This window comes from Klebsiella terrigena, from assembly GCF_006539725.1.
In the GTDB taxonomy this organism is placed as follows: Bacteria; Pseudomonadota; Gammaproteobacteria; order Enterobacterales; family Enterobacteriaceae; genus Klebsiella; species Klebsiella terrigena.
Window position 1 is genome coordinate 1 of the sequence record NZ_BJNO01000015.1, and the last position, 26,882, is coordinate 26,882.

23 protein-coding genes are annotated in these 26,882 nt (G+C 56.3%); 9 read left to right on the top strand and 14 right to left on the bottom strand.

Translation table 11 applies throughout. The features are described from left to right. Positions 1-267: 267 nt before the first annotated feature. The gene (locus RTE01_RS16450) at positions 268-489 is read right to left on the bottom strand and encodes a lipoprotein (RefSeq protein ID WP_041147475.1); all 222 of its coding nucleotides are present in this window, start codon (positions 487-489) and stop codon (positions 268-270) included. Between the two features lie 110 nt (positions 490-599). Here RTE01_RS16450 and RTE01_RS26425 point away from each other — a divergent pair, with 110 nt between their 5' ends. Further along, positions 600-731 (top strand): hypothetical protein, encoded by a 132-nt coding sequence (locus tag RTE01_RS26425; protein WP_255313538.1) that lies wholly within the window; start codon positions 600-602, stop codon positions 729-731. A 47-nt stretch (positions 732-778) separates the two neighbouring features. Here the strand turns inward: RTE01_RS26425 and RTE01_RS16455 are convergent, their stop codons facing one another. Then, positions 779-3,889 carry an efflux RND transporter permease subunit gene (locus RTE01_RS16455; protein ID WP_134527928.1) on the bottom strand — a complete coding sequence of 1,037 codons (3,111 nt, stop codon included), beginning with the start codon at positions 3,887-3,889 and terminating at the stop codon, positions 779-781. A 13-nt stretch (positions 3,890-3,902) separates the two neighbouring features. Then, the gene (locus tag RTE01_RS16460; RefSeq protein WP_134527925.1) at positions 3,903-5,042 is read right to left on the bottom strand and encodes an efflux RND transporter periplasmic adaptor subunit; all 1,140 of its coding nucleotides are present in this window, start codon (positions 5,040-5,042) and stop codon (positions 3,903-3,905) included. A gap of 381 nt (positions 5,043-5,423) precedes the next feature. On the opposite strand from RTE01_RS16460, the gene envR reads away from it, so the two are divergent. Then, positions 5,424-6,056: an acrEF/envCD operon transcriptional regulator gene (envR, locus tag RTE01_RS16465; protein ID WP_134527922.1), complete on the top strand. Its 633-nt coding sequence runs from the start codon at positions 5,424-5,426 to the stop codon at positions 6,054-6,056. A 109-nt stretch (positions 6,057-6,165) separates the two neighbouring features. Here the strand turns inward: envR and fis are convergent, their stop codons facing one another. The 11 genes from fis to acuI all read right to left on the bottom strand — a co-directional run bounded on the left by fis (position 6,166) and on the right by acuI (position 15,684). Further along, on the bottom strand, positions 6,166-6,462 hold the full coding sequence (fis, locus tag RTE01_RS16470; RefSeq protein ID WP_003855228.1) for a DNA-binding transcriptional regulator Fis: 297 nt from the start codon (positions 6,460-6,462) through the stop codon (positions 6,166-6,168). Positions 6,463-6,487: 25 nt separating this feature from the next. After that, entirely contained in the window at positions 6,488-7,453 is a 966-nt protein-coding gene (gene dusB, locus RTE01_RS16475) for a tRNA dihydrouridine synthase DusB (protein WP_041147471.1), read from the bottom strand. A 358-nt stretch (positions 7,454-7,811) separates the two neighbouring features. Next, on the bottom strand, positions 7,812-8,693 hold the full coding sequence (prmA, locus tag RTE01_RS16480) for a 50S ribosomal protein L11 methyltransferase (protein ID WP_141335192.1): 882 nt from the start codon (positions 8,691-8,693) through the stop codon (positions 7,812-7,814). An 11-nt stretch (positions 8,694-8,704) separates the two neighbouring features. After that, positions 8,705-10,156: a sodium/pantothenate symporter gene (panF, locus tag RTE01_RS16485; protein WP_134527919.1), complete on the bottom strand. Its 1,452-nt coding sequence runs from the start codon at positions 10,154-10,156 to the stop codon at positions 8,705-8,707. Next, positions 10,146-10,388 carry a YhdT family protein gene (locus tag RTE01_RS16490; protein ID WP_041147468.1) on the bottom strand — a complete coding sequence of 81 codons (243 nt, stop codon included), beginning with the start codon at positions 10,386-10,388 and terminating at the stop codon, positions 10,146-10,148. The genes panF and RTE01_RS16490 overlap by 11 nt, the downstream gene beginning before the upstream one ends. Positions 10,389-10,498: 110 nt before the next feature. Next, on the bottom strand, positions 10,499-11,848 hold the full coding sequence (gene accC, locus RTE01_RS16495; protein WP_041147467.1) for an acetyl-CoA carboxylase biotin carboxylase subunit: 1,350 nt from the start codon (positions 11,846-11,848) through the stop codon (positions 10,499-10,501). A gap of 10 nt (positions 11,849-11,858) precedes the next feature. Further along, positions 11,859-12,323, bottom strand: a complete 465-nt coding sequence (gene accB / locus RTE01_RS16500; protein WP_041147466.1) for an acetyl-CoA carboxylase biotin carboxyl carrier protein — start codon at positions 12,321-12,323, stop codon at positions 11,859-11,861. Positions 12,324-12,345: 22 nt separating this feature from the next. Beyond that, positions 12,346-12,798, bottom strand: a complete 453-nt coding sequence (gene aroQ, locus RTE01_RS16505) for a type II 3-dehydroquinate dehydratase (protein WP_041147465.1) — start codon at positions 12,796-12,798, stop codon at positions 12,346-12,348. Between the two features lie 233 nt (positions 12,799-13,031). Further along, positions 13,032-13,631 carry a protein-methionine-sulfoxide reductase heme-binding subunit MsrQ gene (msrQ, locus tag RTE01_RS16510; RefSeq protein ID WP_115191773.1) on the bottom strand — a complete coding sequence of 200 codons (600 nt, stop codon included), beginning with the start codon at positions 13,629-13,631 and terminating at the stop codon, positions 13,032-13,034. After that, positions 13,631-14,632: a protein-methionine-sulfoxide reductase catalytic subunit MsrP gene (msrP, locus tag RTE01_RS16515; protein WP_041147463.1), complete on the bottom strand. Its 1,002-nt coding sequence runs from the start codon at positions 14,630-14,632 to the stop codon at positions 13,631-13,633. The genes msrQ and msrP overlap by 1 nt, the downstream gene beginning before the upstream one ends. Before the next feature lie 77 nt (positions 14,633-14,709). Next, positions 14,710-15,684 (bottom strand): acrylyl-CoA reductase (NADPH), encoded by a 975-nt coding sequence (gene acuI / locus RTE01_RS16520; protein WP_045856507.1) that lies wholly within the window; start codon positions 15,682-15,684, stop codon positions 14,710-14,712. A gap of 219 nt (positions 15,685-15,903) precedes the next feature. On the opposite strand from acuI, the gene csrD reads away from it, so the two are divergent. The 7 genes from csrD (at position 15,904) to yhdP (ending at position 26,727) form a co-directional block, all read left to right on the top strand. Continuing rightward, positions 15,904-17,844: an RNase E specificity factor CsrD gene (csrD, locus tag RTE01_RS16525; protein ID WP_041147461.1), complete on the top strand. Its 1,941-nt coding sequence runs from the start codon at positions 15,904-15,906 to the stop codon at positions 17,842-17,844. A 304-nt stretch (positions 17,845-18,148) separates the two neighbouring features. After that, the gene (gene mreB, locus RTE01_RS16530) at positions 18,149-19,192 is read left to right on the top strand and encodes a rod shape-determining protein MreB (protein WP_002918653.1); all 1,044 of its coding nucleotides are present in this window, start codon (positions 18,149-18,151) and stop codon (positions 19,190-19,192) included. Positions 19,193-19,261: 69 nt separating this feature from the next. Then, positions 19,262-20,254 carry a rod shape-determining protein MreC gene (mreC, locus tag RTE01_RS16535; protein ID WP_041147460.1) on the top strand — a complete coding sequence of 331 codons (993 nt, stop codon included), beginning with the start codon at positions 19,262-19,264 and terminating at the stop codon, positions 20,252-20,254. Continuing rightward, on the top strand, positions 20,254-20,742 hold the full coding sequence (gene mreD, locus RTE01_RS16540) for a rod shape-determining protein MreD (protein WP_041147459.1): 489 nt from the start codon (positions 20,254-20,256) through the stop codon (positions 20,740-20,742). The genes mreC and mreD overlap by 1 nt, the downstream gene beginning before the upstream one ends. Positions 20,743-20,749: 7 nt before the next feature. Continuing rightward, positions 20,750-21,331, top strand: coding sequence for a Maf family protein (locus tag RTE01_RS16545; protein ID WP_041147458.1), 582 nt, complete (start codon positions 20,750-20,752; stop codon positions 21,329-21,331). 2 nt (positions 21,332-21,333) lie between these two features. Continuing rightward, positions 21,334-22,803 carry a ribonuclease G gene (gene rng, locus RTE01_RS16550; RefSeq protein WP_134527916.1) on the top strand — a complete coding sequence of 490 codons (1,470 nt, stop codon included), beginning with the start codon at positions 21,334-21,336 and terminating at the stop codon, positions 22,801-22,803. A 123-nt stretch (positions 22,804-22,926) separates the two neighbouring features. Beyond that, positions 22,927-26,727: an AsmA2 domain-containing protein YhdP gene (gene yhdP / locus RTE01_RS16555; RefSeq protein WP_141335195.1), complete on the top strand. Its 3,801-nt coding sequence runs from the start codon at positions 22,927-22,929 to the stop codon at positions 26,725-26,727. Positions 26,728-26,882: the final 155 nt, after the last annotated feature.

Here is a 26,882-nt window from a genome sequence, read left to right on the forward strand (position 1 = left end):
TTGCCAGGCATCAAATAAAGCAGAAGGCCCAGTCGAAAGACTGGGCCTTTTTGCTTGTCTGCTATTTAATGACGCAGCTTACCGATAAACGGCGGCCTAAGCTGCTGTAGAACGGCCTGGAATACCGGCGAGCGGCGCATTTCTGCGCTCATAGCGCGGTTTTCATACCCTGTCGTCTACGAAAAAGGGCCCGGTCTCGCGACCCGGCCCTTATTTATATCCGTTCTCTCACTGGAGAGTAAATCCAATCCAGTAGGACGGTAATGATTAACGGGTCAGCGCTACAATTCCCAGCGTTAATCCAGCCACTGCCGCCGCGCCGCCGGCAATTGCCCCAGCCGTTTCCCAGTTATCCTGAGTCGTGCCTTTCATGCAGGTGTTGGTATGAACTAGCCTGCCTTCAGAATCGTAGACCGGCACGCAGGGAGAGTCATGCGCGCAGCCGGCGAGTAAAGTTGCCAGCAGCGTCACTAAAATAAATTTCTTCATGATATTACCTCTGAATAGTCCGTTTTACTGCATCGGGTGAGATACACGACGGAATAGCCTATTTTACCATCGCTGATACAGAGGTCTGATAGAGGAAATTATCTCAATTTATGAGCTACGTAAATGTCATGGAGATAAGCGGGGAATTGCGTAGAAAAGATGTAGAACAAAATAACGAAATAAAGGCAGGGGCTGCCGATCTTATCATTATTGAATATAGTGACTTTAATTTAACTAATTGAATAATAATAAAAAGGCGCCAGCGCGGCGCCTTTGAGGAGGAGATACGCTACTTCTCGCGTCGGGTAAAGCGGCCCCTTACCACCACGAAAAATACCGGTACGAAGAAGATTGCCAGCAGCGTAGCGGTTAACATCCCGCCCATCACGCCGGTACCCACCGCATTTTGCGCCCCGCTTCCGGCGCCATGGCTAATAACTAAAGGCAGCACCCCGAGAATAAAGGCTAATGATGTCATGAGGATCGGACGCAGGCGCATACGCGATGCCTCGAGCGTCGCCTCGATAATTCCTTTGCCTTCTTTATCCATAAGATCTTTAGCAAACTCGACGATCAGAATGGCATTTTTTGCCGATAAGCCAATCGTGGTTAATAAGCCGACCTGGAAATAGACATCATTATTGAGCCCACGAAGCGATGCCGCCAGCAACGCCCCAACAACCCCTAAGGGCACGACCAGCATCACCGAGAAGGGGATTGACCAGCTCTCATAGAGCGCGGCGAGGCACAGGAAGACAACAATCAGGGAGATGGCGTAGAGCGCAGGCGCCTGGTTGCCGGAGAGCCGTTCCTGATAGGACATTCCCGTCCAGTCGTAACCGATACCGGTCGGCAGCTTGCTGGCCAGCTGCTCCATCAGGATCATTGCGTCCCCGGTACTTTTACCCGGCGCGGCCTCGCCGAGAATTTCCATCGAAGGCAAGCCGTTGTAACGCTCAAGTCGCGGAGAGCCATAGACCCAGCGCGACGTGACGAACGACGAGAACGGCACCATTTCACCGTTGGCGCTGCGCACATACATATTATTGATATCATTCGGCAGCATACGGAAATGCGCATCAGCCTGAACGTAAACCTTTTTCACCCGACCATGGTCGATGAAATCGTTAACGTAGTACCCGCCGAGGGCGGCAGAAATCGTTTCGTTGATATCCGCTAATGAAATCCCGAGCGCCTGGGCCTTCTCCTGATCTACGTCGAGCTTAAACTGCGGCGTATCCTCCAGCCCGTTTGGCCGCACGCGCACCAGCTGGTCCGGATGCTGCCTGACCATGCCCAGCAGCTGATTACGCGCCTGGGTTAGTACGCTATGGCCGAGGTTGCCCTGATCGACAAGTTCGAAGTCAAAACCCGTTGCGGAACCGAGTTCGATAATGGCCGGCAGATTGAACGGGAAGACCATAGCGTCCTTAATCTGGCTGAAGGCGACGGTGGCTCGTTTGATAATCGCCTCCACGCCGTTCTCTGCCCCGCTGCGTTGTTCCCACGGTTTAAGGCTGACGAAGGCCATGCCGGAGTTTTGCCCCTGACCGCTGAAGCTAAAGCCGTTGACGGTAAAGACGCTCTCGACGTTGGCCTTTTCATTATGCAGATAGTAGTCGGTAACGGTATCCAGCACTTTCTGCGTTCGCTCCTGCGTAGCGCCGGAAGGCAGCTGGAGCATGGTCATAAACACGCCCTGATCTTCATCCGGCAGGAAGGAGGTTGGCAGACGCATAAAGAGCACGGCCATCCCCACGACGATGAGCAAATAGATAGCTAGGTAGCGTCCGGTACAGCGAAGGATCCTGCTGACGCTGTTGGTGTAGTGGTTAACGCTGCTGTCGAACCTGGCGTTGAACCAACCGAAAAAGCCTTTCTTTTCATCATGGTTGGCGGAAGAAGGCTTTAGCAAGGTGGCACACAGCGCCGGCGTCAGGATCAGCGCAACCAGCACGGAGAGCGCCATGGCCGAGACGATGGTGATAGAGAACTGACGATAAATGGCGCCCGTGGAGCCGCCAAAGAAGGCCATGGGTACAAACACCGCTGACAGCACCATCGCGATGCCAACGAGGGCGCCCTGAATTTGCGACATGGACTTTTCGGTCGCTTCCTTCGGCGAAAGCCTCTCTTCCACCATCACGCGCTCGACGTTTTCCACCACCACGATAGCGTCATCTACCAGCAGCCCTATCGCCAGCACCATTCCGAACATCGTCAGGGTATTAATGGAGTAGCCGAATGCGGAAAGCACCGCAAAGGTCCCGAGTAAAACAACCGGGACTGCGATGGTGGGAATGAGCGTTGCGCGCATATTCTGCAGGAACAGATACATCACGAGGAACACGAGGACGATGGCTTCAAACAGCGTTTTGACCACCTCGTGAATCGATATTTTCACAAACGGCGTGGTGTCGTACGGATAGACAACCTTCATCCCCTGCGGGAAATAGGGCTGCAGCTCGGCAAGCTTTGCCTTAATCGCCGCTGCGGTATCAAGGGCATTGGCGCCGGTTGCGAGTTTAATCCCGAGGCCGGAAGCCGGCTTACCGTTAATTTTCGCCACCACGTTGTAGTTTTCGCCGCCCAGCTCGATACGCGCGACGTCTTTCAGATGGACCACCGAACCGTCGGCGTTCACCCGCAGCGTTACCTTACCAAACTCTTGCGGATCCTTCAGGCGGGTTTGCGCGATGATCGAGGCGTTCAGCTGCTGGCCCGCCACCGCCGGCGTTCCTCCAAGCTGACCGGCGGCAATCTGATCGTTTTGCACCTGCAGCTGGTTGATGACGTCGACCGGCGTCAGGTTATATTTATTCAGCAGATTGCTATCAAGCCACACGCGCATCGCGTACTGGGCGCCAAACAGCTGCACATCGCCAACGCCGTTGAGACGGCTAATCGAATCCTTGACGTTTGAGGCGACGTAGTCAGAGATATCATCCTGAGCGGTATTGGGATTATCGGAAATGAAGCCTGCAACCAACAGGAAGCTGCTGCTGGATTTCTCGACGCTAATCCCCTGCTGCTGCACCTCCTGCGGCAGCAGCGGCGTAGCAAGCTGTAGCTTGTTTTGTACCTGGACCTGGGCAATATCCGGATCGGTACCTGACCGGAAGGTCAGCGTGATGGTGACGCCGCCTGCAGAGTCACTGGTGGAGGACATATACATCAGGTTGTCGATACCGTTCATGTTCTGTTCGATAACCTGCGTCACGGTATCCTGTACGGTCTGAGCATCGGCGCCGGGATAGGTGGCGGATACGGCAACGGCCGGAGGAGCAATTGTCGGATACTGCGCAATAGGCAGCTGCATAATCGCGAGGCCGCCGGCAATCATCATAATGATCGCCAGTACCCAGGCGAATACCGGGCGATGGATAAAAAACTTAGACATAGTGATTCATACCTTATTGTGTGACGGGCGCCGCGGTATCCTCTGTGGCCTTCACCGTCGTACCCGGGTGAACCTTCTGCAGGCCGCTGATGACAACTTTGTCACCGCTTTGCAGGCCGCGGGTTATCAACCAACGATCGCCGATTGCCTGGGATGCAATAACGTCGCGGGTTTCAACCTGGCCGTGGTCGTTGACCAGCATGACGGTGGCATCACCGCGCGGCGTGCGGGTTACCCCCTGCTGCGGCACCAGAATCGCCTGCGGATCCACGCCTTCATCGATGCGGGCGCGGACGAACATCCCCGGCAGCAGGCTGTGCTGCGGGTTTGGGAAGATGGCGCGCAGGGTGATGGAGCCAGTGCTTTCATCTACCGTCACGTCGGAGAATTGCAAAGAGCCCTTGAGCGGGTAGGGCTGGCCATTTTCCATGACCAGCTGAACGTTCTGCGTATCGCTGCCGCGCTGCAGGCTCTGCTGCTTGAGGTGCATAAAATCGCTGCTGGATTCAGTGACGTCGACGTAAATGGGGTCAAGCTGCTGGACTGTGGCCATCGCCTCGGCCTGGCCGTTGGTGACCAGAGCGCCCTCGGTGACGCTGGATTTACCGATACGTCCGACGATAGGCGAGGTGACTTTGGTATAGGCAAGATTAATGCGCGCGCTTTCGACCGCCGCTTTTGCCGCCATCACGTCGGCATCGGCCTGGCTGGCCGTTGCCAGCGCCTGATCGTACTCCTGGCGGCTGATGTACTGTGTCCCGAGCAGAGGAAGATAGCGCTTAACCGTGAGGTGCGCGATGGTGGCTGCCGCGACGGCTTTAGCCTCATCACCTTTTGCGCTGCTGTAGGCGGCCTGATAGGTCGCCGGGTCAATTTGATAGAGCGGCTGGCCCGCCTTTACGTCGCTCCCCTCAATAAAGCTGCGTTGCAGGACGATCCCGCTGACCTGAGGACGAACCTCCGCGACGCGAAATGCCGACGTGCGGCCCGGCAGCTCCGTGGTGACGGATAGCGGTTCGCTGCTGACAACGTGGACGGTGACCTGCGGTATTTGTGCCGGCGGCTGCCCGCTGTTTGAATTATCACAGCCGGTGAGCAGGAGCGCTGTGATAATTAGGCTGGATAAAAGTGTAACCCTGGCGTGACTCGTCATTACCGTTCCTTATAGATTCCGCACCCTGTTCGGCTACGAACCTGTGAAAGAAATAGAGAATAAAAAAGCAGACCGGTATCCTACAAATAAACATCGGTGGATGTAAGGAATAGTTATTTTTGGAGTAACGCAAGGGCACGCAAAAACAAAAAAATGCGAATTTATATTTTAAGAATGACCTTATTATTAACAACGAGCTTAATAACATTTGTCATGTGAATGTATCATTACTTATTCATTCTTTATATGCATTAGTTGGGCGTGATATCTCAAGGGGGAATATCTCCATTTTTGCTAAGTAATATTAATTAGAGAATGCTAGATTTAATCCCGTCTCAATACTCCCACTATTCCGCTGTTCGGCAGCAGGTGAAGCAATGTATGGTCAGAAAAACAAAAGAAGAGGCGCTACGCACGCGCCAGCTGCTGATTGACGTAGCCATCCAGCAGTTTGCGCTGCGCGGGGTGGCGAACACGACGCTTACGGACATCGCCGATGCCGCCGGCGTAACCCGCGGAGCGATATACTGGCATTTCTCGAGCAAGTCACAGCTGTTTAATGAAATGTGGCAGCAGCAACTCCCGCTGCGAGAGCTTCTTCCGCCGCCGGCATCACAAATATCCGCAAGCGATCTTCTGCATCATTTAAGAGAGAAATTTATCTTCGGCCTGCAGTATATTGCCGAAGATCCGCGGCAGCGCGACCTGATGCAGATTCTCTATCATAAATGCGAGTTTGCCTGCGACATGATGTCTGAACAGGATATTCGGCAAAAAATTGGGTTTAGCTATCCCACTATTCGCGAGATTTTAGCTGAGTGTATCCGTAACCGTTTATTACCTGCGGAAACAAATATTGAATTAACGTTAATTATATTGCACGGATCCTTTAGCGGTATTATTAAAAACTGGCTAATGGCGCCGCAGCGATTCGATCTCTATCAGCAGGCGCCGCTGCTGGTGGATAATATTATGTCGATGCTCTGTGTACCGAGTCGTCGGACGGCGAGCTAGCTCAGAGGGGTCAGCTGTCTGCTGCGGGAAGGGGGTAAACGCGAGGCAGTAAAAAGGCGCTTCCCCATGCCGAAGAGCGCCTTTTATTCAAGCAATTAACTGACTAGTATCAGTTCATGCCGTATTTCTTCAATTTTTTACGCAGCGTACCGCGGTTGATGCCCATCATCAGGGCAGCACGGGTCTGGTTACCGCGGGTGTATTGCATCACCATGTCCAACAGGGGCTGTTCTACTTCAGCCAGTACCAGCTCATACAGGTCACTAACGTCCTGACCGTTCAGTTGAGCAAAATAGTTCTTCAGTGCCTGTTTAACCGAGTCACGCAGGGGCTTTTGAGTTACCTGATCCTGAGAGTTAACGGTAGAAACGGTCAGTACGTCAGAATTTACGCGTTGTTCGAACATAGTTCTGTCAGCTCTTTATTTCTGTTTACGCAAAATTTTCGAAGTATGCCTCCAACGCCTCCAGCTGATCGCTGGCATCCTCTATGGCGTTGAATGTGCGCCGAAACTGGTCATTTGGAGCGTGCTCCTGGAGATACCAGGAAACGTGTTTACGCGCAATTCGGTACCCTTTTGCCTGACCGTAAAAGTCATGCAATTCCCGAACGTGAGCGCAAAGCAAGCGCTTAACCTCTGCCAACGGCAGGGGGGGCAGCAGCTCTCCAGTGTCCAGATAATGCTGGATTTCCCGAAAGATCCAGGGTCTTCCCTGAGCTGCGCGGCCTATCATAAGGGCATCAGCCCCCGTATAGTCGAGCACAGCTCTGGCTTTAAGCGGGTCAGTAATGTCACCATTCGCGATAATCGGAATGGAAACTTTCTGCTTAACTGCCCGAATACTGTCGTATTCAGCGTCTCCGTTAAATAAACAGGCGCGCGTGCGTCCGTGAATAGTCAGAGCCTGAATGCCACACTCTTCAGCCAGTTGGGCAATTTCTACACAGTTACGGTGTTCCGGCTCCCAACCGGTGCGAATCTTGAGTGTCACGGGAACGTCCACTGCCTTGACGACCGCCGTCAGGATTAACTTCACCTGCTCGGGATGCTGCAAGAGGGCTGAACCTGCGAGCTTGCGATTCACCTTTTTCGCCGGGCACCCCATATTAATATCAATAATTTGGGCACCGCTTTCCACGTTAATACGGGCGGCTGCGGCCATCTCTTCCGGTACGCTACCGGCGATTTGCACGGTACGAATACCGGGCTCATCAACGTGCACCATCCGTAAACGGGACTTGTCGCTCTCCCAAACCTGAGGGTTGGAGGACATCATCTCGGAAACGGTTAAACCTGCTCCCATCTCATAGCACAGCGTCCTGAATGGTCTGTCAGTAATGCCAGCCATAGGTGCTGCGATCAGGCGATTTCTAAGCTGGTAGTGTCCGATGCGCATGAGTTAAGAAATGACCATACTGTGACTGCAAGGCGGCGTATATTACGCATTTTTTGCACGAGATGAAAGGCCAAACTTTGAGCAATCCCCTATCACAGATCAATGAATCCAGGGGTAACGAAAATACCATGGATAAATTATCATATTAATCATTGCGTTAATGCAAGGTGGATAATTTGTGTCCAATTATAAAATCGTAAAACTTATCTATTTTTCTTAGAAAAATGGGGTCATTGGCGGCATAAAACGCTGTTTTTGTAGCCAAAAAAGCGCTTCGTAATGCGATCTGGCTCCCATTTCTTGACGTCATTCGGCGGTTACTGGAAACAAAAATGCGGCCCGCAGGCCGCATTCGCGCTTACTTGCGCTGGCCGGTAATCCGGCACCACTCTTCTTTTTCAACCACCAGGTCGAGATTAAAGCGATCGGCGTAGGCTTCACAGACGCCGTCAGCCTGGCTGGCAAGGATCCCGGAGAGCCCCAGCAGACCGCCTGCAACGGGCAGGACGCTGATTAACGGAGCCAGCTCGCGTAACGGGCCGGCCAGAATGTTGGCGACCACGACGTCGGCGCTGAGAGCCTCTGGCTGATCCTGAGGTAAATAGAGCTCCAGACGATCCGAGACGCCGTTACGCTCGGCGTTATCGCGGCTGGCCTGAATCGCCTGCGGATCGATATCGATACCGATGGCCTTCGCCGCGCCGAGCTTCAGGGCAGCAATCGCCAGGATGCCGGAACCGCAGCCGAAATCAATAATCGTTTTACCCGCCAGATCCAGCCCATCGAGCCACTGCAGGCACAGGGAGGTCGTCGGGTGGGTACCGGTACCGAAGGCGAGGCCCGGATCGAGCATCACGTTCACCGCGTTGGCATCCGGCACTTCACGCCAGCTTGGGCAAATCCACAGCCGCTCGCCGAAGCGCATCGGGTGGAAGTTATCCATCCATTCGCGCTCCCAGTCTTTGTCTTCCAGCTGCTCGATTTTGTGCGCGAAACCGGCGCCCAGAAGGGGATGCTGCTCAAGGATAGCAACGACTTCGTTCATGTCGCTCTCTGCGTCGAACAGGCCGGTCACGTCGGTGTCGCCCCACAGGCGGGTTTCCCCCGGCAGCGGTTCGAATACCGGCGTATCGTGGGTATCCTGGAAGGTGATAGAGACGGCACCGGCCTCCATCAGCGCATCGCTTAAATCTTCAGCGTGTGCGCCGGTCGTGTTCAGTTTCAGTTGGATCCATGGCATGGCAAAACTCTTTATTTATCAGTAGTCATAATAGGGGCTGGTGGGACGGGCTGACCGAAACGGTTGCCAATCACAAAAGCCAGCAAGCTTAACAGCAGTGAGGGCACAATCGGATGAAAGCCCAGGTACTGAATATTGAATGTCGCCAGCACGGCGTACAGCACGCCGCCAACGATCATGGCGCTGAGGGCGCCGGTAGCGTTAGCGCGCTCCCAGTACAGGCCCATTACCAGCGGCCATAAGAACACCGCTTCCAGGCCGCCGAAGGCCAGCAGGTTGAGCCAGATGATCATCTCGGGCGGCCGCCAGGCTGCCAGCATCATCAGGATCCCAATGACCAGGGTGGTGGCGGTGGAGATCCTCTTCAGCTTTTGCTCATTATGCTTTTTGGCAGGCTGAGCGCTGAGCCAAAGATCTTTAATGATCGTAGCCGATGCCTGCAATAAGTGGGCGTTAACGTTCGACATGATCGCCGCCATTGGCGCCGCCAGGAACAGGCCCGCGGCCCACGGTGGCAGCACCTGGACCATCAGCGTTGGGATCACCTGATCGGGGACGGTGAGGTGCGGCAGAACCGCGCGGCCCAGCGCGCCCGCGAGGTGCATGCCAAACATCAGCAGCGCGACGACTACGGTACCGATGATGATCCCCCGGTGAACGGCTTTGCTGTCTTTATAAGAGATGCAGCGTACGGCGGTATGCGGCAGGCCGATGACGCCGAAGCAGACCAGCACCCAAAACGAGGTCATAAAGGTCGGATTAAGGATACCGTCTACGCCGTGCGGCGATACCAGCTGCGGATCTATCTTCTGTAAGGTATCGACGGCGTGATGCAGACCGCCCGCAGCGTGGACAACCCCAACCAGCAGCACGATAGTGCCGATCAGCATGACCATACCCTGCATGGTGTCATTGAGCACGCTGGCGCGAAAACCGCCGAACGCGGTGTACAGAGCAATGGTGATCCCGAAGATCAGCAGGCCGTTTTCATATTTGATTCCCGCCGCAGTCTCCAGCAGGCGCGCGCCGCCGATAAACTGCACGGCGATCGCCCCGACGAAGGCAACCAGCAGGCTGATGCTGGCGATCCAGACGACGGCGCGGCTTTGGTAGCGGGCCTGCAGCATGTCGTTGAGGGTGATGGCGTTATAGCGTCGCGCCAGAATAGCGAATTTCTTCCCGAGGATCCCCAGCGAAAGCCAGATCGTCGGTACCTGGATCATCGCCAGCAGCACCCAGCCGAGCCCGTACTTATAGGCAGCGCCGGGCCCGCCGATAAATGAACTGGCGCTGATGTAGGTGGCGGTGAGCGTCATGGCCAGCACGAAGCCACCCATGGAACGGCTGCCGAGGAAATACTCGCTGAGAAAACTGCCGCTGCTGCGTTTGCGCATGGCGTAAAGCGACAGGCCGAAGACCACGAACAGATAGGCAATCAGGATGACGATGATTTCAAGCTGCATCGCTATCCTCCAGCGGAATATCGCGGAATACGAAACGCACCATCGCCCAGCACAGCAGGATAAATATCAGAGGCACCAGCAGGCAGGCCATTTCGAACCAGTGCGGCAGCCCGGTTATGCCGATAGCGCTGTCCGGGAGATAGGCCGCAGCCAGCCAGGCGGCAAGATAGAGAAGGGTCAGCCACAGCGCCCAGCGCGCTTCTTTGTGGGCCTGAACAAACCGATTGTCCATTTTTTAGTCCCAGGAGGATGAAGAAAGCGGGGATTGTACCGCATGGAAAAGATGAGGGGAGAGAAAAAGAAAAAAGGCCGGATTATCCGGCCTTTTGCAGCGATGCAGGATTATTTTTCCTGCATACCGAGCTTTTTCTCCAGATAGTGGATATTGGTACCACCATGCTGGAAGTGCTCGTCATTCATGATGCGAATCTGCAGATCGACGTTAGTTTTGATGCCGTCGATGATCAGCTCCTGCAGCGCATTTTTCATGCGTGAAATGGCCACATCACGGTTTTCGCCGTAGCAGATAAGCTTGCCGATCATTGAGTCATAGTACGGCGGCACGGTGTAGCCGGCGTAGATATGAGACTCCCAGCGAACGCCAAAACCGCCCGGCGCGTGGAAGCGGGTAATTTTACCCGGACTCGGCAGGAAGGTATTCGGGTCTTCGGCGTTAATACGGCATTCAACCGCATGGCCACGCACCTGAACTTCTTCCTGCTTGATGGACAGCGGCTGGCCTGCGGCAATCCGCAGCTGCTCTTTAATCAGGTCAACGCCGGTGATCATTTCTGTTACCGGGTGTTCAACCTGAATACGGGTGTTCATTTCAATGAAGTAGAACTCGCCGTTTTCGAACAGGAACTCAAAGGTACCCGCCCCGCGATAGCCGATATCAACGCAGGCCTTGGAGCAGCGCTCGCCGATGTAGCGACGCAGTTCCGGAGTAATACCCGGCGCCGGCGCTTCTTCGACAACTTTCTGGTGACGACGCTGCATGGAGCAGTCGCGCTCAGCCAGATAGATAGCGTTACCCTGGCCATCAGCCAGTACCTGGATCTCGATATGACGAGGATTTTCCAGGTATTTCTCCATATACACCATGTCGTTGCTGAAAGCGGCTTTCGCTTCAGCTTTGGTCATGGAGATGGACTGCGCCAGCTCGGCATCGCTGCGCACAACGCGCATGCCGCGACCGCCGCCGCCGCCGGAGGCTTTGATGATAACCGGGTAGCCGATGCGTTTCGCATGGGCGCGGTTAGCGTCCATGTCGTCGCCCAGCGGGCCATCGGAGCCAGGAACGGTCGGTACGCCGGCTTTCTTCATGGCGGTAATCGCCGACACTTTGTCGCCCATCAGACGAATAGTGTCAGCCTTCGGGCCGATAAAGATAAAGCCGGAACGTTCAACCTGCTCAGCAAAGTTGGCGTTTTCCGAAAGGAAGCCATAGCCCGGGTGAATCGCCACCGCGCCGGTGATTTCAGCCGCGCTGATGATCGCCGGGATATTCAGGTAGCTCTTAATGGACGGAGCCGGGCCAATACAGACCGTCTCATCCGCTAACAATACGTGTTTTAAATCGCGATCCGCAGTGGAGTGTACAGCAACGGTCTTGATGCCCAGTTCTTTACAGGCACGCAGGATACGCAGTGCAATCTCGCCACGGTTGGCGATAACAATTTTATCCAGCATGTTCGCCTCGTTACTCGATGACTACCAGCGGCTCGTCAAATTCTACCGGTTGGCCGCTTTCGATCAGAATGGCTTTCACCACGCCGGCTTTGTCGGCTTCGATCTGGTTCATCATTTTCATTGCTTCGACGATGCACAGAGTGTCGCCCACGTTGACTTTCTGGCCGATTTCCACAAACGCTTTAGCGTCCGGGCTCGGGGTGCGGTAGAAAGTACCGACCATCGGGGAACGTACGATGTGACCACTGATTTCCGCTTTCGCCGGGGCTTCTGCCTGCGCGGCTGCCGGTGCTGCGGCAACAGGTGCCTGTGCCTGCATCATCGGAGCGGCATAAGCCTGCTGCATCACTGGATAACCGGTGTTCGGAGCTGAGCGGCTGATGCGCACAGACTCTTCGCCTTCAGAAATTTCCAGTTCGTTGATGCCAGACTCTTCGACCAGCTCGATCAGTTTTTTAATCTTACGAATATCCATGAGTGGGTTCCGTACTCTTTGTTTAGTGTGATTGTGACAGGCGTTTTACCGCCGTCTGTAAAGCGTATGAATAACCGTCCGCCCCCAATCCACAGATAACGCCTGCGGCGATATCCGACAGATAAGAGTGATGACGGAATGGTTCGCGGGCATGCACGTTGCTCAGGTGGATCTCGATAAACGGGATACTCACCGCAAGTAGCGCGTCGCGGATTGCCACGCTGGTGTGCGTAAACGCGGCCGGATTAATCAGGATATAGTCGACAGCGTCTTTAGCCTGATGAATTCGGTCGATTAACGCGTACTCCGCGTTTGATTGCAGGTGATCCAGCGCCACGTTCAGAGCCGCAGCTTCTGATTCCAGACGGTTAACAATCTCAGAAAGCTTGAGGGTGCCGTACTTCTCAGGCTCGCGTGTACCAAGCATGTTAAGGTTGGGTCCATTCAAAAGCAAAATGCGAAACTTGTCAGCCATTGTGCGGCTATCTCCTGCCATTCTCGGGTAAAAAACAAAATATACCTTCGAAACGCGCTTGTCACCTTTTCAGGGCGTAAAAACCCCTCCAGGAAAACCAAAGTCGCACATTATAACGATTTCGTAGCATTTGGCAGCTAAATACTGGTCTTATCAGGGAAGATTATCAACCGCTATCGTTAAATGAGTCGCGGTTGATAAAAGATCTGCGGGAAACTGCACATATCCGGGGATTAGCGCCACCACTGACGGAACTTCTTGTAACGCCACGCCAAAAGCACAACCGCCAGCCCGGCATATATCAACGGCTGTGGGGATAATATCTTCACGGACCATAGATAGTGGATGGGGGCAAGGATCGCCACCAGATAGACGAAGTTATGCAATGTTTGCCAGCGACGGCCTAATTTTCGCTGCAGCGCCTGCGTCGAGGTGACTGCCAGCGCCAGCAGGGTAAGCCAGCTGATAAACCCCAGCGTCAGATAGGGCCGATTCACCAGCTCAGAACCCAGCAGCGCCAGATTGTTAATCCCGAGTTCCAGCAGCGTGTAGCTGGTCAGGTGCAGCGTCGCCCAGGCAAAACACCACAGTCCCAGCAGGCGCCTGGTACGAATCAACAGCGGCTGTTTAGCGTAGCGCGCCAGCGGCGACACAAGCAAGGTTGCCAGCAGAAATTTAAGAGCCATCCTACCGGTAAAGTGTTGAATATCCTTTGCCGGGTCGGCGCTGAAATACCCCTGCTGCGCAGCCCAGAATAGCCAGAGAAAGGGAAGAAACCCGGCCAGATGGAGCATAACCTTGAGCCAGGTAATCTGTTTTACGTTCAGGCGCACTAGTAATTCTCCCGCAAATTCAGGCCCCGGTAGAGCGAAGCCACTTCGTCAGCATAGCCGTTGAACAGCAGCGTCGGCTGGCGCTTGACGTCCAGCACGCCTCCGGAACCGATAAAGCGTTCCGTTGCCTGCGACCAGCGCGGATGATCGACATGCGGATTGACGTTGGCGTAAAAGCCGTATTCATCCGGTCCCGCCAGATTCCAGGTGGTCGGCGGCCGCTCGCGGGTGAGTTCGATACTAACAATCGACTTAATCCCTTTGAAGCCATACTTCCACGGGACCGTCAGGCGCACCGGCGCGCCATTCTGCGGCGGCAGCGCCTTACCGTAGACGCCCACGCTCAGCAGGGTGAGGGGATGCATCGCCTCATCCAGGCGCAGGCCTTCGACATAAGGATAGGCCAGGCCGCCGCCGATGAAGCGATCCTTCTGCCCCGGCATCTGGTCGGGGGCATAGATGGTTTTAAATGCCACGTAGCGGGCGCTGCTGGTGGGCTCAACCAGCGCCAGCAGCTTATGCAGCGGGAAGCCAACCCACGGCACCACCATCGACCAGGCTTCGACACAGCGCATCCGGTAAATGCGCTCTTCGAGCGGAAAGCGGGTGGTCAGATCGTGATGATCGAGCGTCAGCGGTTTAGCAACTTCTCCGCCGATGGTCAGCGTCCACGGATCGGTACGCAGGCTGCCCGCGTTGGCCGCCGGATCGGCTTTATCCAGACCGAACTCATAGAAGTTGTTGTAGCCGGATACCTTATCCTCCGGGGTGAGCGTTAGCGCGTTTTGCCATGCGGCGGGTTTGTCGAAGGTCAGCGCTTTGCCCGCCGGCGCGGGAGGGCGGTCGTGGCCTTTGAACCAATCGAGAAGATCGGCTTTTGCCGTAGGGGAAAGGGAAAGGGCCGTTGCGGTAATCCCCAGCGTTTTCAAAACCTGGCGACGCTGCAGCATAAAAACGGATTCTGCCGTGACGTCGGCTTCCGTTAGCTTTTTGTGTTTCATGACATCCTCCGGCATGCTTTTTCCTAAGCATGACGGAGGCGGAGAGTTATCGCGAATATGTCACGAAAAATTGCATATTAGGCGATTTTCACCAGCGTCCGACCCTGGATTTGGTTAGCCATAATCTTATCGGCAAAGGCCGGCGCTTCGGCGAGCGTAATTTCCGTCGCGCTTTGCGCATAGAACGACTCAGGCAGATCGCCAACCAACCGCTGCCAGGCTTGAGCCCGGCGCGCGGGCGGAGTCATTACCGAATCAACGCCCTGCAGGCGGACGTTACGCAAAATAAACGGCATCACCGTCGTCGGCAGAGCAAAGCCGCCGGCCAGGCCGCAGGCGGCTACGCAGCCGCCGTAGTTCATCTGTGCCAGCACTTTCGCCAGCACCTTATCGCCGACGGTATCGACCGCACCGGCCCACAGCTGTTTCTCCAGCGGACGGGTTTCGGCAAACTCCTCGCGCCCAACGATCCGCTGCGCGCCCAGCGCTTTCAGATAATCATGGGTGCTTTCGCGACCAGAAACGGCGACCACCTGGTAACCCAGACGATGCAGAAGGGCAACCGCGGTGCTGCCGACGCCGCCGCTGGCTCCGGTGACGACAACCTCGCCGTCCTGGGGACGAATACCGGCATCTTCCAGCGCCATCACGCACAGCATGGCGGTGAAGCCGGCGGTACCGATGGCCATCGCTTTACGGCCGTCCAGCCCTTCAGGCATCGCAACCAGCCAGTCGCCTTTCACGCGCGCCTGCTCGGCCAGGCCACCCCAGTGATTTTCGCCAACGCCCCATCCGGTGAGAAGCACCTGCTGGCCCGCATGGAAACGCGGATCTTCGCTGGTGTGGACGATACCGGCAAAATCGATGCCAGGAATCATCGGAAAGTTGCGGATGATTTTTCCGCTGCCGGTGATCGCCAGCGCGTCTTTATAGTTGAGGCTGGACCACTGAATATCGACGGTCACATCGCCCTGCGGCAGCCGGCTGGCGTCGATGGTTTGCACCGAAGAGATTGTTTTGCCATCCTGCTGTTCTAATATTAAAGCCTGCATATGCGGGTCCTTATTGGTACAAAGATTGGAAAAATTTTTCTGCAGACTATACTCGCTATCGGCATTATTACGCCGATACAACGCAATAAATTGCCAGATACGTCAGCTTTGATAGTATGCCTCGCACTTTAAAAAGTTAGTGCTTACTTTGGGGAAAGCGCCAGTACCGGAGTCCGAATATTCATCGGGCAGTCATTCACACGCGGAGTTAACACAGGGATGCGATTAACGACGAAATTCTCAGCATTTGTCACGCTGCTTACCAGCCTGACTATCTTTGTCACGCTTATTGGCGCGTCGCTGAGTTTTTATAACGGTATTCAGCAAAAAATGGAGAATCGCGTCCAGGCCGTAGCGACGGTGCTGGATAACCGCCTGATCTCTTCATCCTTTGCCCGGCTTGAACCACAGATGGATGAGCTGATGACGCCGGTCGACGTTGTGCAGGTTGATTTTCTCCTTAACGGCAAATCGGTGTACAGCCACTCGCGTAGCGACAGCTACCGCCCACTGGGGAGTAATAACCAGTTTCGGGAGATCACGGTCCCGTCGCTAAAGCACCCCGGCATGACGCTGCATCTGGTCTATCTGGACCCGATGGTTAACTACTTCCGCTCGCTGCACGTGACCGCACCGCTTTCTATCGCCATTGGCTTTATGGTGCTGATGATGTTTTTTTCCGTTCGCTGGATCCGTCGTCAGCTGTCCGGGCAGGAGCTGCTGGAGCTGCGGGCGACGAGGATCCTTAACGGCGAGCGCGGGCCTCAGGTGCGCGGATCGGTGCACGAATGGCCGGTGAGCACCAGCAGCGCGCTGGATATGCTGCTATCCGAGCTGCAGTTTGCCAGCGATCAGCGAAGCCGTATGGATACGCTTATTCGCTCCTATGCCGCTCAGGACACCAAAACCGGCCTCAATAACCGCCTGTTCTTTGATAACCAGCTTGCCACGCTGCTGGAAGATCAGGAAAAGGTCGGCTCCTACGGTATTGTGATGATGATCCGCCTGCCGGAGTTCGATTTACTGCGCGATAACTGGGGGCGCGCCGCAGCGGAGGAGCATTACTTCACGCTCATCAACCTGCTTTCTACTTTTATTATGCGCTATCCCGGCGCGCTGCTGGCGCGTTATCACCGCAGCGATTTTGCCGTCCTGCTGCCGCACCGCACCCTGAAGGAGGCGGACAGCATCGCCGGGCTGCTGCTGAAGGCGATGGACGCGCTGCCGCCCACGCGCATTCTTGACCGCGATGACATGATGCATATCGGTATTTGCGCCTTCCGCAGCGGACAGACCACGGCTCAGGTGATGGAGCGCGCGGAAGCGGCCACGCGCAACGCGGTTCTGCAGGGGAGCAATAGCTGGGCGGTTTATGACGATTCGCTGCCGGAGAAAGGGCGCGGCAACGTGCGCTGGCGCACCCTGATTGAACAGATGCTAAGCCGCGGTGGACCGCGGCTCTATCAGAAGCCCGCGGTGAATCGCGACGGTCGCGTCCATCACCGTGAGCTGATGTCCCGCCTGTATGACGGTACGGAAGAGGTGATTGCGGCGGAATATATGCCGATGGTGCAGCAGTTTGGCCTGGCGGAAGAGTATGACCGCCTGCAGATCACGCGGCTGCTGCCATTTTTAGGCTTCTGGCCAGACGAAAACCTCGCTTTACAGGTGACGGTGGAGTCGCTGATCCGTCCTCGATTCCAGCGCTGGCTGCGCGATACTTTGATGCAGTGTGAAAAATCGCAACGTCAGCGCATTATTTTTGAACTTGCAGAGGCAGATGTTTGTCAATATATCGGCCGCCTGCAGCCGGTTATGCGGCTGATTAACGCTTTAGGTATTAAAGTCGCCGTGGTTCAGGCCGGATTAACGCTGGTTGGAACCAGCTGGATCAAGCAGTTGGACGTCGAAGTCATCAAGCTACACCAGGGACTGTCGCGCAATATTGAAAAACGCAGTGAGAACCAGCTGCTGGTTCAGAGCCTGGTGGAGGCCTGCAAGGGTATGCCGGTCCAGGTTTTTGCAACCGGAGTACGCAGTCGTAGTGAGTGGCAGGTCCTGTCTCAATGCGGTGTTACCGGTGGCCAGGGGGAATTTTTTGCCGCCTCACAGCCACTTGACACAAATGTGAAAAAATATTCGCAAAGATACTCGGTTTGATCTGCCGTTTAGCGTGATTTCACGTAGAATAACGCGCGCCATAGTGAAGGGGGTGTGCTTGTCTACCTGCCGGATTATCGCAATGTAAATGCCAGTAAATGACCTTTGACAGGTTGCAAATTGAAGCGTGGAGCGCTGCTGAAGTTTTCAGCACTGAACGGAGCCGGAAAATTTGTAACAAAGGAAATGAACTGCACTAATTTTCACCGTAGCAGATGATTTTTGCGCCTTGTCGCTGCTGCGTGTGGTTGGTAAAGTAAGCGGATTTTGTTTTCCGCCCCAGCTTTCAGGATTATCCCTTAGTATGTTAAAAAAATTTCGTGGCATGTTTTCCAATGACCTGTCCATTGACCTGGGTACCGCGAATACCCTTATCTATGTAAAAGGACAAGGCATCGTATTGAATGAGCCTTCCGTTGTGGCCATTCGTCAGGATCGTGCCGGATCGCCGAAAAGCGTCGCCGCTGTCGGTCATGAAGCGAAGCAGATGCTCGGGCGTACACCGGGCAACATCGCGGCAATTCGCCCGATGAAAGACGGCGTTATCGCCGACTTCTTTGTTACCGAAAAAATGCTGCAACACTTCATCAAACAGGTGCATAGCAACAGCTTCATGCGTCCGAGCCCGCGCGTTCTGGTGTGTGTACCGGTTGGTGCAACCCAGGTTGAACGTCGTGCCATCCGCGAATCCGCTCAGGGCGCTGGCGCCCGTGAAGTCTTCCTGATCGAAGAGCCGATGGCGGCTGCGATCGGTGCTGGCCTGCCGGTTTCTGAAGCAACCGGTTCGATGGTTGTGGATATTGGCGGCGGTACCACGGAAGTGGCGGTTATCTCCCTGAACGGCGTGGTTTACTCCTCTTCCGTGCGTATCGGCGGTGACCGTTTCGATGAAGCCGTGATTAATTATGTGCGTCGTAACTACGGCTCCCTGATCGGTGAAGCGACGGCAGAACGTATCAAGCATGAAATCGGCTCCGCTTATCCGGGCGATGAAGTGCGTGAAATCGAAGTGCGCGGTCGTAACCTGGCTGAAGGCGTTCCACGCGGCTTCACCCTGAACTCGAACGAAATTCTCGAAGCGCTGCAGGAACCGCTGACCGGCATCGTTAGCGCGGTGATGGTTGCTCTCGAGCAGTGCCCGCCAGAGCTGGCTTCTGATATCTCCGAGCGCGGTATGGTCCTGACCGGCGGCGGTGCGCTGCTGCGTAACCTCGACCGCCTGCTGATGGAAGAGACAGGTATTCCTGTCGTAGTTGCAGAAGATCCACTGACTTGCGTCGCGCGTGGCGGCGGTAAAGCGCTGGAAATGATCGATATGCACGGCGGCGACTTGTTTAGCGAAGAGTAGTCAGCCGAAGGTCTGGGGTGGCTCAAGGGTTGCCCCTGGTCTTAACTGACACGAGAATACGCATAGCCTATGAAGCCAATTTTTAGCCGTGGCCCGTCGCTACAGATTCGCCTTATTCTGGCGGTTCTGGTGGCGCTTGGCGTGATTATCGCCGACAGCCGCCTGGGTACGTTCAGCCAGATTCGAACGTACATGGATACAGCCGTCAGTCCTTTCTACTTTATTTCTAACGGTCCTCGGGAATTGCTGGATAGCGTATCGCAAACGCTGGCCACCCGCGATCAGCTCGAACTGGAAAACCGCGCGCTGCGTCAGGAACTGCTGCTGAAAAACAGCGACCTGCTGATGCTGGGCCAGTACAAGCAGGAGAACGCGCGTCTGCGTGAACTGCTGGGCTCCCCGCTGCGCCAGGATGAGCAAAAAATGGTGACTCAGGTCATCTCAACGGTTAACGATCCCTACAGCGATCAGGTGGTTATCGATAAAGGCAGCGTCAGCGGCGTTTACGAAGGCCAGCCGGTTATCAGCGATAAGGGCGTTGTCGGTCAGGTTGTTGCCGTCGCGAAGATGACCAGCCGCGTGCTGCTTATCTGTGACGCCACCCATGCGCTGCCGATTCAGGTGCTGCGCAACGATATCCGCGTGATTGCCGCCGGTAATGGCTGCACTGACGATCTGCAGCTGGAGCATCTGCCGGCGAATACCGATATTCGCGTCGGCGACGTGCTGGTGACTTCAGGTCTTGGCGGCCGTTTCCCGGAAGGGTATCCGGTGGGCGTGGTCTCTTCCGTCAAGCTGGATACGCAGCGCGCGTATACCGTTATTCAGGCTCGCCCGACCGCGGGCCTGCAGCGTTTGCGCTATCTGCTGCTGCTGTGGGGGGCCGATCGTAACGGCTCCAACCCGATGACCCCGGAAGAGGTTCATCGCGTCGCCAATGAACGTCTGATGCAGATGATGCCGCAGGTTCTGCCTGCGCCGGATTCCGTCGGGCCACAAATGCCGGCTCCCGCAACCGGCCTGACGCCACCTGCTAAACCTCTGCCTGCAGGGGGGCAATAGTGGCAAGCTACCGTAGCCAGGGACGCTGGGTTATCTGGCTCTCGTTTCTTATTGCACTCTTGCTACAGATCATGCCCTGGCCGGCGGACATCAGCGTCTTCCGGCCAAACTGGGTACTGCTTATCCTGCTGTACTGGATCCTCGCGTTACCGCATCGGGTGAACGTCGGCACGGGCTTCGTGATGGGCGCCGTTCTCGATCTCATCAGCGGCTCGACGCTGGGCGTTCGCGCGCTATCGTTAAGCATCATCGCTTATCTGGTCGCTCTGAAATATCAGCTGTTCCGCAATCTGGCGCTCTGGCAGCAGGCGCTGGTGGTGATGATGCTCTCCCTCGCGGTGGACATCGTTGTTTTCTGGGCAGAGTTTTTAGTGATCAACGTCTCTTTCCGTCCGGAAGTGTTCTGGAGTAGTGTAGTAAACGGTGTGCTCTGGCCATGGCTATTCCTGCTGATGCGTAAAGTGCGTCAGCAATTTGCGGTGCAATAAGGTTGATATGACAACTCTGTATCTTGCTTCAGGTTCTCCACGTCGACAGGAGCTGTTGACTCAGATGGGGCTCTCCTTCGAGCGCGTGGTTCCCGGTATTGAGGAGCGACGCCAGCCGCAGGAGAGCGCTCAGCATTACGTCACTCGCCTGGCGCGTGAAAAAGCGCAGGCAGGCGTTGCGCTGGCATCGCGCGATCTGCCGGTGCTGGGTGCGGATACCATTGTCATCCTTAACGGCGAAGTGCTGGAAAAGCCGCGCGATGCCGGGCACGCCGCAGAGATGCTGCGCATGCTTTCCGGGAAAACGCATCAGGTGATGACCGCGGTTGCCCTGGCGGATAAGCAGCAGGCGCTGGACTGTCTGGTGGTAACGGAGGTGACCTTCCGCCTGCTGAGCGAGCAGGATATCGCCGGCTACGTCGCCAGCGGCGAACCTTTAGATAAAGCAGGTGCATACGGTATTCAAGGGCTGGGTGGCTGTTTTGTCAGGAAGATTAATGGCAGCTATCACGCCGTAGTCGGCTTACCGCTGGTAGAAACGTATGAGTTGCTGAGTAACTTTAACTCACTGCGTGAAGAAAAGGGATAAAGATGACGGCTGAATTATTAGTGAACGTAACGCCATCGGAAACGCGCGTCGCGTATATCGATGGCGGTATTCTGCAGGAAATTCACATTGAGCGCGAAGCGCGGCGTGGGATCGTAGGCAATATCTACAAGGGTCGTGTCAGCCGAGTGCTGCCGGGGATGCAGGCGGCTTTTGTAGATATTGGCCTGGATAAGGCCGCATTTCTGCACGCTTCAGACATCATGCCGCACACCGAGTGCGTCGCCGGGGAAGAGCAAAAGCAGTTCACCGTGCGCGATATTTCCGAGCTGGTCCGTCAGGGCCAGGACCTGATGGTGCAGGTGGTGAAAGACCCCCTTGGTACGAAAGGCGCCCGTCTGACGACCGATATCACCATTCCTTCCCGCTATCTGGTGTTTATGCCTGGGGCCTCGCACGTTGGGGTTTCCCAGCGTATTGAGAGCGAAGCGGAGCGTGAGCGCCTGAAGAAGGTTGTCGCCGACTACTGCGATGAGCTGGGCGGATTTATCATCCGTACGGCGGCGGAAGGCGTACACGAGCAGGAAATGGCCGCCGATGCTGCCTACCTCAAGCGCGTCTGGACGAAGGTCATGGAGCGTAAGAAGCGCCAGCAGACCCGCTATCAGATGTACGGCGAGCTGGCGCTGGCTCAGCGCGTGCTGCGCGATTTTGCCGATGCCCATCTTGACCGCATTCGCGTCGACTCCCGCCTGACCTACGAATCGCTGCTGGAGTTCACCGCCGAATATATGCCGGAGATGACCAGCAAGCTCGAGCACTACAGCGGCCGTCAGCCGATCTTCGATCTCTTTGACGTGGAGAACGAAATTCAGCGCGCGCTGGAGCGTAAAGTGGAGCTGAAGTCCGGCGGCTATCTGGTTATCGATCAGACCGAGGCGATGACCACCGTTGACATCAACACCGGGGCCTTCGTCGGCCACCGCAATCTTGACGATACCATCTTCAATACCAACATTGAGGCGACCCAGGCGATTGCCCGCCAGCTGCGGCTGCGCAACCTCGGCGGGATTATTATCATTGATTTCATTGATATGAATAATGAAGATCACCGCCGCCGGGTGCTGCATTCTCTGGAGCAGGCGCTGAATAAGGATCGGGTGAAAACCAGCATCAACGGCTTCTCCCAGCTTGGGCTGGTGGAGATGACCCGTAAGCGCACCCGCGAAAGCGTGGAGCACGTGCTGTGTAAGGACTGCCCGACCTGCCACGGTCGCGGCACGGTAAAATCGGTTGAAACGGTGTGTTATGAAATCATGCGCGAGATCGTCCGCGTACATCATGCCTACGACTCCGATCGTTTCCTGGTCTATGCTTCTCCTGCCGTCGCGGAAACCCTGAAAGGGGAAGAGTCCCACGCGCTGGCGGAAGTCGAAATCTTTGTCGGTAAACAGGTCAAAGTGCAAATTGAACCGCTCTATAATCAAGAGCAGTTTGATGTGGTGATGATGTAATCATCTGGTTTGCCCTCGTTCGGCCTTTCGGCCGCGGTGACGCGCCGGCCGGGCGGAACCCGTGAACGCAGCGCCGAGGGGCAGATGAAGGATGAGGTGTAATAGTTTGACAAGGAGAGATGCGTGAGGCGACTGCCCGGGATATTACTGCTCACCGTGGCAACACTGATTGTTGTCATCGCACTGCTGGTGAGCGGTCTGCGTCTCGTGCTGCCGCAGCTGGACGCATGGCGTCCCCAGCTGCTGGAGAAAATCTCCGCGATCTCCGGCTCTCCGGTCGAGGCTTCCCGGCTGAGCGCCAGCTGGGAGACTTTTGGCCCCACGCTGGACGTCCGCGATGTGAAAGCCGGCCTCAAAGACGGCGGCGAGCTGTCGGTTAAACGCGTTACCCTCGCGCTGGACGTATGGCAAAGCCTGCTCCACATGCGCTGGCAGTTTCGCGATCTCACCTTCTGGCAGCTAAAAATCCACACCAACACGCCGATCCAGACTAACGACGGCGGCGAGAGCCTGAAAACCGACCACATCGGCGATCTGTTCCTGCGCCAGTTCGATCACTTTATTCTCCGCGACAGCCACCTGAGCTTCGTGACCCTCTCCGGCCAGCGCGCCGAACTGGCCATTCCGCAGCTCACCTGGCTGAACGGTAAAAATCGTCATCGCGCGGAAGGCGAGCTGAGCCTTTCCAGCCTCAACGGCCAGCACGGGGTGATGAAGGTGCGGATGGATCTGCGCGATGAAAACGGCCTGCTGAACAAGGGCCGCGTATGGCTGCAGGCGGATGATATTGACGTGAAGCCGTGGCTGGGCCGCTGGATGCAGGACAATATCGCCCTGCAGAGCGCGCGTTTTAGCCTTGAAGGCTGGATGACTATCGACAAAGGCGATATCGCCGGCGGCGACGTATGGCTGAAAAAAGGCGGCGCCAGCTGGCAGGGCGATAATCAGCCCCATCGGCTGGTGGTGGATAACCTGACGGCGCACATCTCCCGCGATAAGCAGAGCTGGGGCTTCCGTATTCCCGATACGCGGATCTCGATTGACGGCAAGTCGTGGCCTCGCGGCGCGCTGGCGATGGCGTGGATCCCGGCGCAGGACGTTGGCGGGGACGACCGTTCCCGCAGCGACGAGCTGCGCATCCGCGCGAGCAACCTTGAGCTGAACGGTCTGACCGGGCTGCAGCCTTTTGCCGATAAGCTGGCGCCCGCGCTCGGCGAAATCTGGCGCACCACCCGGCCAAACGGCAAAATTAATCTTCTGGCGCTGGATATCCCGCTGCAGGCGGCGGAAAAATCGCGCTTTCAGGCCAGCTGGAGCGACTTTTCGTGGAAGCAGTGGAAGCTGTTGCCCGGCGCGGAGCACTTCTCCGGCAGCGTCGCCGGAAGCGTTGAGAACGGCTCTCTGCATGCCAGCATGACGCAGGCGAAAATGCCCTATGAAACGGTATTTCGCGCGCCGCTGGAAATCGCGCAGGGCGACGCGACCCTTAGCTGGGTAAAGAATGAAAAGGGCTTTATGCTCGACGGGCGCAATATTGACGTACAGGCAACCGGCGTGCGCGCTCGGGGCGGCTTCCGCTATTTACAGCCGCAGGGCGATGAGCCCTGGCTGGGCATCCTGGCAGGGATCAGCACCAATGACGGCGGTCAGGCGTGGCGCTATTTCCCGGAAAACCTGATGGGCAAACAGCTGGTGGATTACCTCAGCGGCGCGATTCAAGGCGGCCAGTCCACCGATGCGACGCTGGTTTACGGCGGCAACCCGCACCTGTTCCCCTATCTGCACAACGAAGGCCAGTTCCAGGTTTCCGTCCCGCTGACCAACGCCACCTTCGCTTTCCAGCCGGACTGGCCGGCGCTGACCGGTCTGGACATCAACCTCGACTTTATCAATAACGGGCTGTGGATGAAGGCCGATAAGGTCATGCTGGGCAAGGTGACCGCCAGCAACCTTGAGGCGGCGATCCCTGACTATTCGCGGGAAAAGCTGCTGATCGACGCCGATATAAACGGTGCGGGCAAAGAGGTTGGCCCGTACTTCAAAGAGACGCCGCTCAAAGAGACGCTGGGCACCGCGCTGGATGAGCTGCAACTGGATGGTGGTGTGAGCGCTCGCTTACATCTCGACATTCCGCTGGACGGTGAGCTGACGACCGCCAAAGGCGACGTGAACCTCAAAAATAACAGCCTGTTTATCAAGCCTATCAATGCGACGCTGGACAACCTCAGCGGTAAATTCAGCTTTGTTAACGGCAATCTGAAAAGCGAGAACATGAGCGCCAGCTGGTTTAATCAGCCGCTGAACCTTAATTTCTCCACCACCGAGGGGCAGAAAGCCTTCCTGGTCGATGTGGGAATGAACGCCAGCTGGCAGCCGTCGCGCACCGGCCTGCTGCCGAAAGCTATCGATGAGGCGGTGAGCGGCAGCGTGCCGTGGGACGGTAAGGTGGCGATTGAGCTGCCGTATCGCGGCAGCGCAAGCTACAAGGTCGATATTAACGGCGATCTAAAGAATGTGAGCAGTCGCTTACCTGCGCCCGTAGACAAGCCAGCCGGCGAAGCGCTGCCGGTGAAAATTAACGTCGCAGGTGGGCTCAGCAGCTTTGATTTGACCGGCTCCATTGGCGCGAAAAACCATATCAACAGCCGCTGGCTGCTGAACCGCAAGCTGACGCTGGATCGGGCGATTTTAACCTCCGACAGCAAGGCCATTTCGCCGCTCCCCGAACAGGCTGGCGTAGAGCTCAACATGCCGCCGATGGACGGCGCGCAGTGGCTGGCCCTGTTCCAGGGCGGTGCGGCCAATGAAGTCAGCAGCAATATCATCTTCCCCGAGCGGATCACCCTGCGGACGCCGTCGCTGACCTTTGCCGGGCAAAGCTGGAATAACGTCAGCCTAGTCTCCCGACCGGAGGCCGGTGGTTCGAAGGTTGAAGCGCAGGGCCGGGAAATTAACGCTTCCCTGACAATACGCCAAAACGCCCCGTGGCTGGCGGCCATTCGCTACCTCTATTACAACCCGACCGCCGCGCAGAAGAGCGATGCGGCGCCGGGCGGCAGCAATCCTTTGGCCGATAGCCGAATCGATTTCCGCGGCTGGCCGGATCTCCAGCTGCGCTGCGCGGAGTGCTGGCTGTGGGGGCAAAAATATGGGCGTATCGACGGCGACTTCGCGATTAGCGGCGATACGCTTACGCTCGCCAACGGGCTGGTGGATACCGGTTTCGGCCGACTGACCGCCGATGGCGTGTGGGTCAATGCGACAAGCGGAGTACGCACCTCGTTGAAAGGTAAGCTTTATGGCAGTAAAACGGACGCTTTCGTCGGCTTCTTTGGCGTTTCAACGCCGGTGAAAGGCTCGTCGTTTGACGTCGACTACGATCTGCACTGGCGCGCGCCGCCGTGGCAGCCGGACGTGGCCTCGCTTAACGGGGTGCTGAAAAGCCGTCTTGGCAAGGGCGAGTTTACCGACATTAGCACCGGTCACGCCGGGCAGCTGCTGCGCCTGCTGAGCGTGGACGCACTGCTGCGCAAGCTGCGCTTCGACTTCAGCGACACCTTCAGCGAAGGATTCTGGTTCGATTCGATCCGCAGTACTGCATGGATTAAAGATGGCGTGCTCAATACCGATGATACGCTGGTTGACGGCCTTGAAGCGGATATTGCGATGAGAGGCTCGGTGGATCTCGTGCGCCGCGAACTGGACCTGCAGGCGGTGGTGGCGCCGGAAATCTCGGCGACCGTCGGCGTGGCAACGGCGTTCGTGATTAACCCGATTGTCGGGGCCGCGGTGTTTGCCGCCAGCAAGGTGCTGGGGCCGCTGTGGAATAAGGTGTCTATTTTGCGCTATCGCATCACCGGTCCTATCGATCAGCCGCAAATCAATGAAGTGCTGCGCCAGGCGCGCAGCGACAAAAAGCAATGATTTGACGATTGCGGGGAATTATCGCACTCTCAATATATAGCGTTCTATACCCGTTATATTTCAAACTGCAGATGCGTTGGCTACGCCTGTTGACCCCGGAGCTAAGCTGCCGGGGTTGGTCAGCTGCCGCCTTTCTGCAACCTGAATGATTATGG

Excerpts from the sequence above, each read along its gene's own strand:
- panF (WP_134527919.1), bottom strand. The coding sequence starts at position 10,156 with ATGCAGCTTGAAATCATCGTCATCCTGATTGCCTATCTGTTCGTGGTC.
- aroQ (WP_041147465.1), bottom strand. The coding sequence starts at position 12,798 with ATGGCTGACAAGTTTCGCATTTTGCTTTTGAATGGACCCAACCTTAAC.
- fis (WP_003855228.1), bottom strand. The coding sequence starts at position 6,462 with ATGTTCGAACAACGCGTAAATTCTGACGTACTGACCGTTTCTACCGTT.
- envR (WP_134527922.1), top strand. The coding sequence starts at position 5,424 with ATGGTCAGAAAAACAAAAGAAGAGGCGCTACGCACGCGCCAGCTGCTG.
- prmA (WP_141335192.1), bottom strand. The coding sequence starts at position 8,693 with ATGCCATGGATCCAACTGAAACTGAACACGACCGGCGCACACGCTGAA.
- accC (WP_041147467.1), bottom strand. The coding sequence starts at position 11,848 with ATGCTGGATAAAATTGTTATCGCCAACCGTGGCGAGATTGCACTGCGT.
- acuI (WP_045856507.1), bottom strand. The coding sequence starts at position 15,684 with ATGCAGGCTTTAATATTAGAACAGCAGGATGGCAAAACAATCTCTTCG.
- msrP (WP_041147463.1), bottom strand. The coding sequence starts at position 14,632 with ATGAAACACAAAAAGCTAACGGAAGCCGACGTCACGGCAGAATCCGTT.
- RTE01_RS16490 (WP_041147468.1), bottom strand. The coding sequence starts at position 10,388 with ATGGACAATCGGTTTGTTCAGGCCCACAAAGAAGCGCGCTGGGCGCTG.
- RTE01_RS16460 (WP_134527925.1), bottom strand. The coding sequence starts at position 5,042 with ATGACGAGTCACGCCAGGGTTACACTTTTATCCAGCCTAATTATCACA.
- mreC (WP_041147460.1), top strand. The coding sequence starts at position 19,262 with ATGAAGCCAATTTTTAGCCGTGGCCCGTCGCTACAGATTCGCCTTATT.
- RTE01_RS26425 (WP_255313538.1), top strand. The coding sequence starts at position 600 with ATGAGCTACGTAAATGTCATGGAGATAAGCGGGGAATTGCGTAGAAAA.
- rng (WP_134527916.1), top strand. The coding sequence starts at position 21,334 with ATGACGGCTGAATTATTAGTGAACGTAACGCCATCGGAAACGCGCGTC.
- RTE01_RS16450 (WP_041147475.1), bottom strand. The coding sequence starts at position 489 with ATGAAGAAATTTATTTTAGTGACGCTGCTGGCAACTTTACTCGCCGGC.
- dusB (WP_041147471.1), bottom strand. The coding sequence starts at position 7,453 with ATGCGCATCGGACACTACCAGCTTAGAAATCGCCTGATCGCAGCACCT.
- accB (WP_041147466.1), bottom strand. The coding sequence starts at position 12,323 with ATGGATATTCGTAAGATTAAAAAACTGATCGAGCTGGTCGAAGAGTCT.
- csrD (WP_041147461.1), top strand. The coding sequence starts at position 15,904 with ATGCGATTAACGACGAAATTCTCAGCATTTGTCACGCTGCTTACCAGC.
- mreB (WP_002918653.1), top strand. The coding sequence starts at position 18,149 with ATGTTAAAAAAATTTCGTGGCATGTTTTCCAATGACCTGTCCATTGAC.
- RTE01_RS16455 (WP_134527928.1), bottom strand. The coding sequence starts at position 3,889 with ATGTCTAAGTTTTTTATCCATCGCCCGGTATTCGCCTGGGTACTGGCG.
- RTE01_RS16545 (WP_041147458.1), top strand. The coding sequence starts at position 20,750 with ATGACAACTCTGTATCTTGCTTCAGGTTCTCCACGTCGACAGGAGCTG.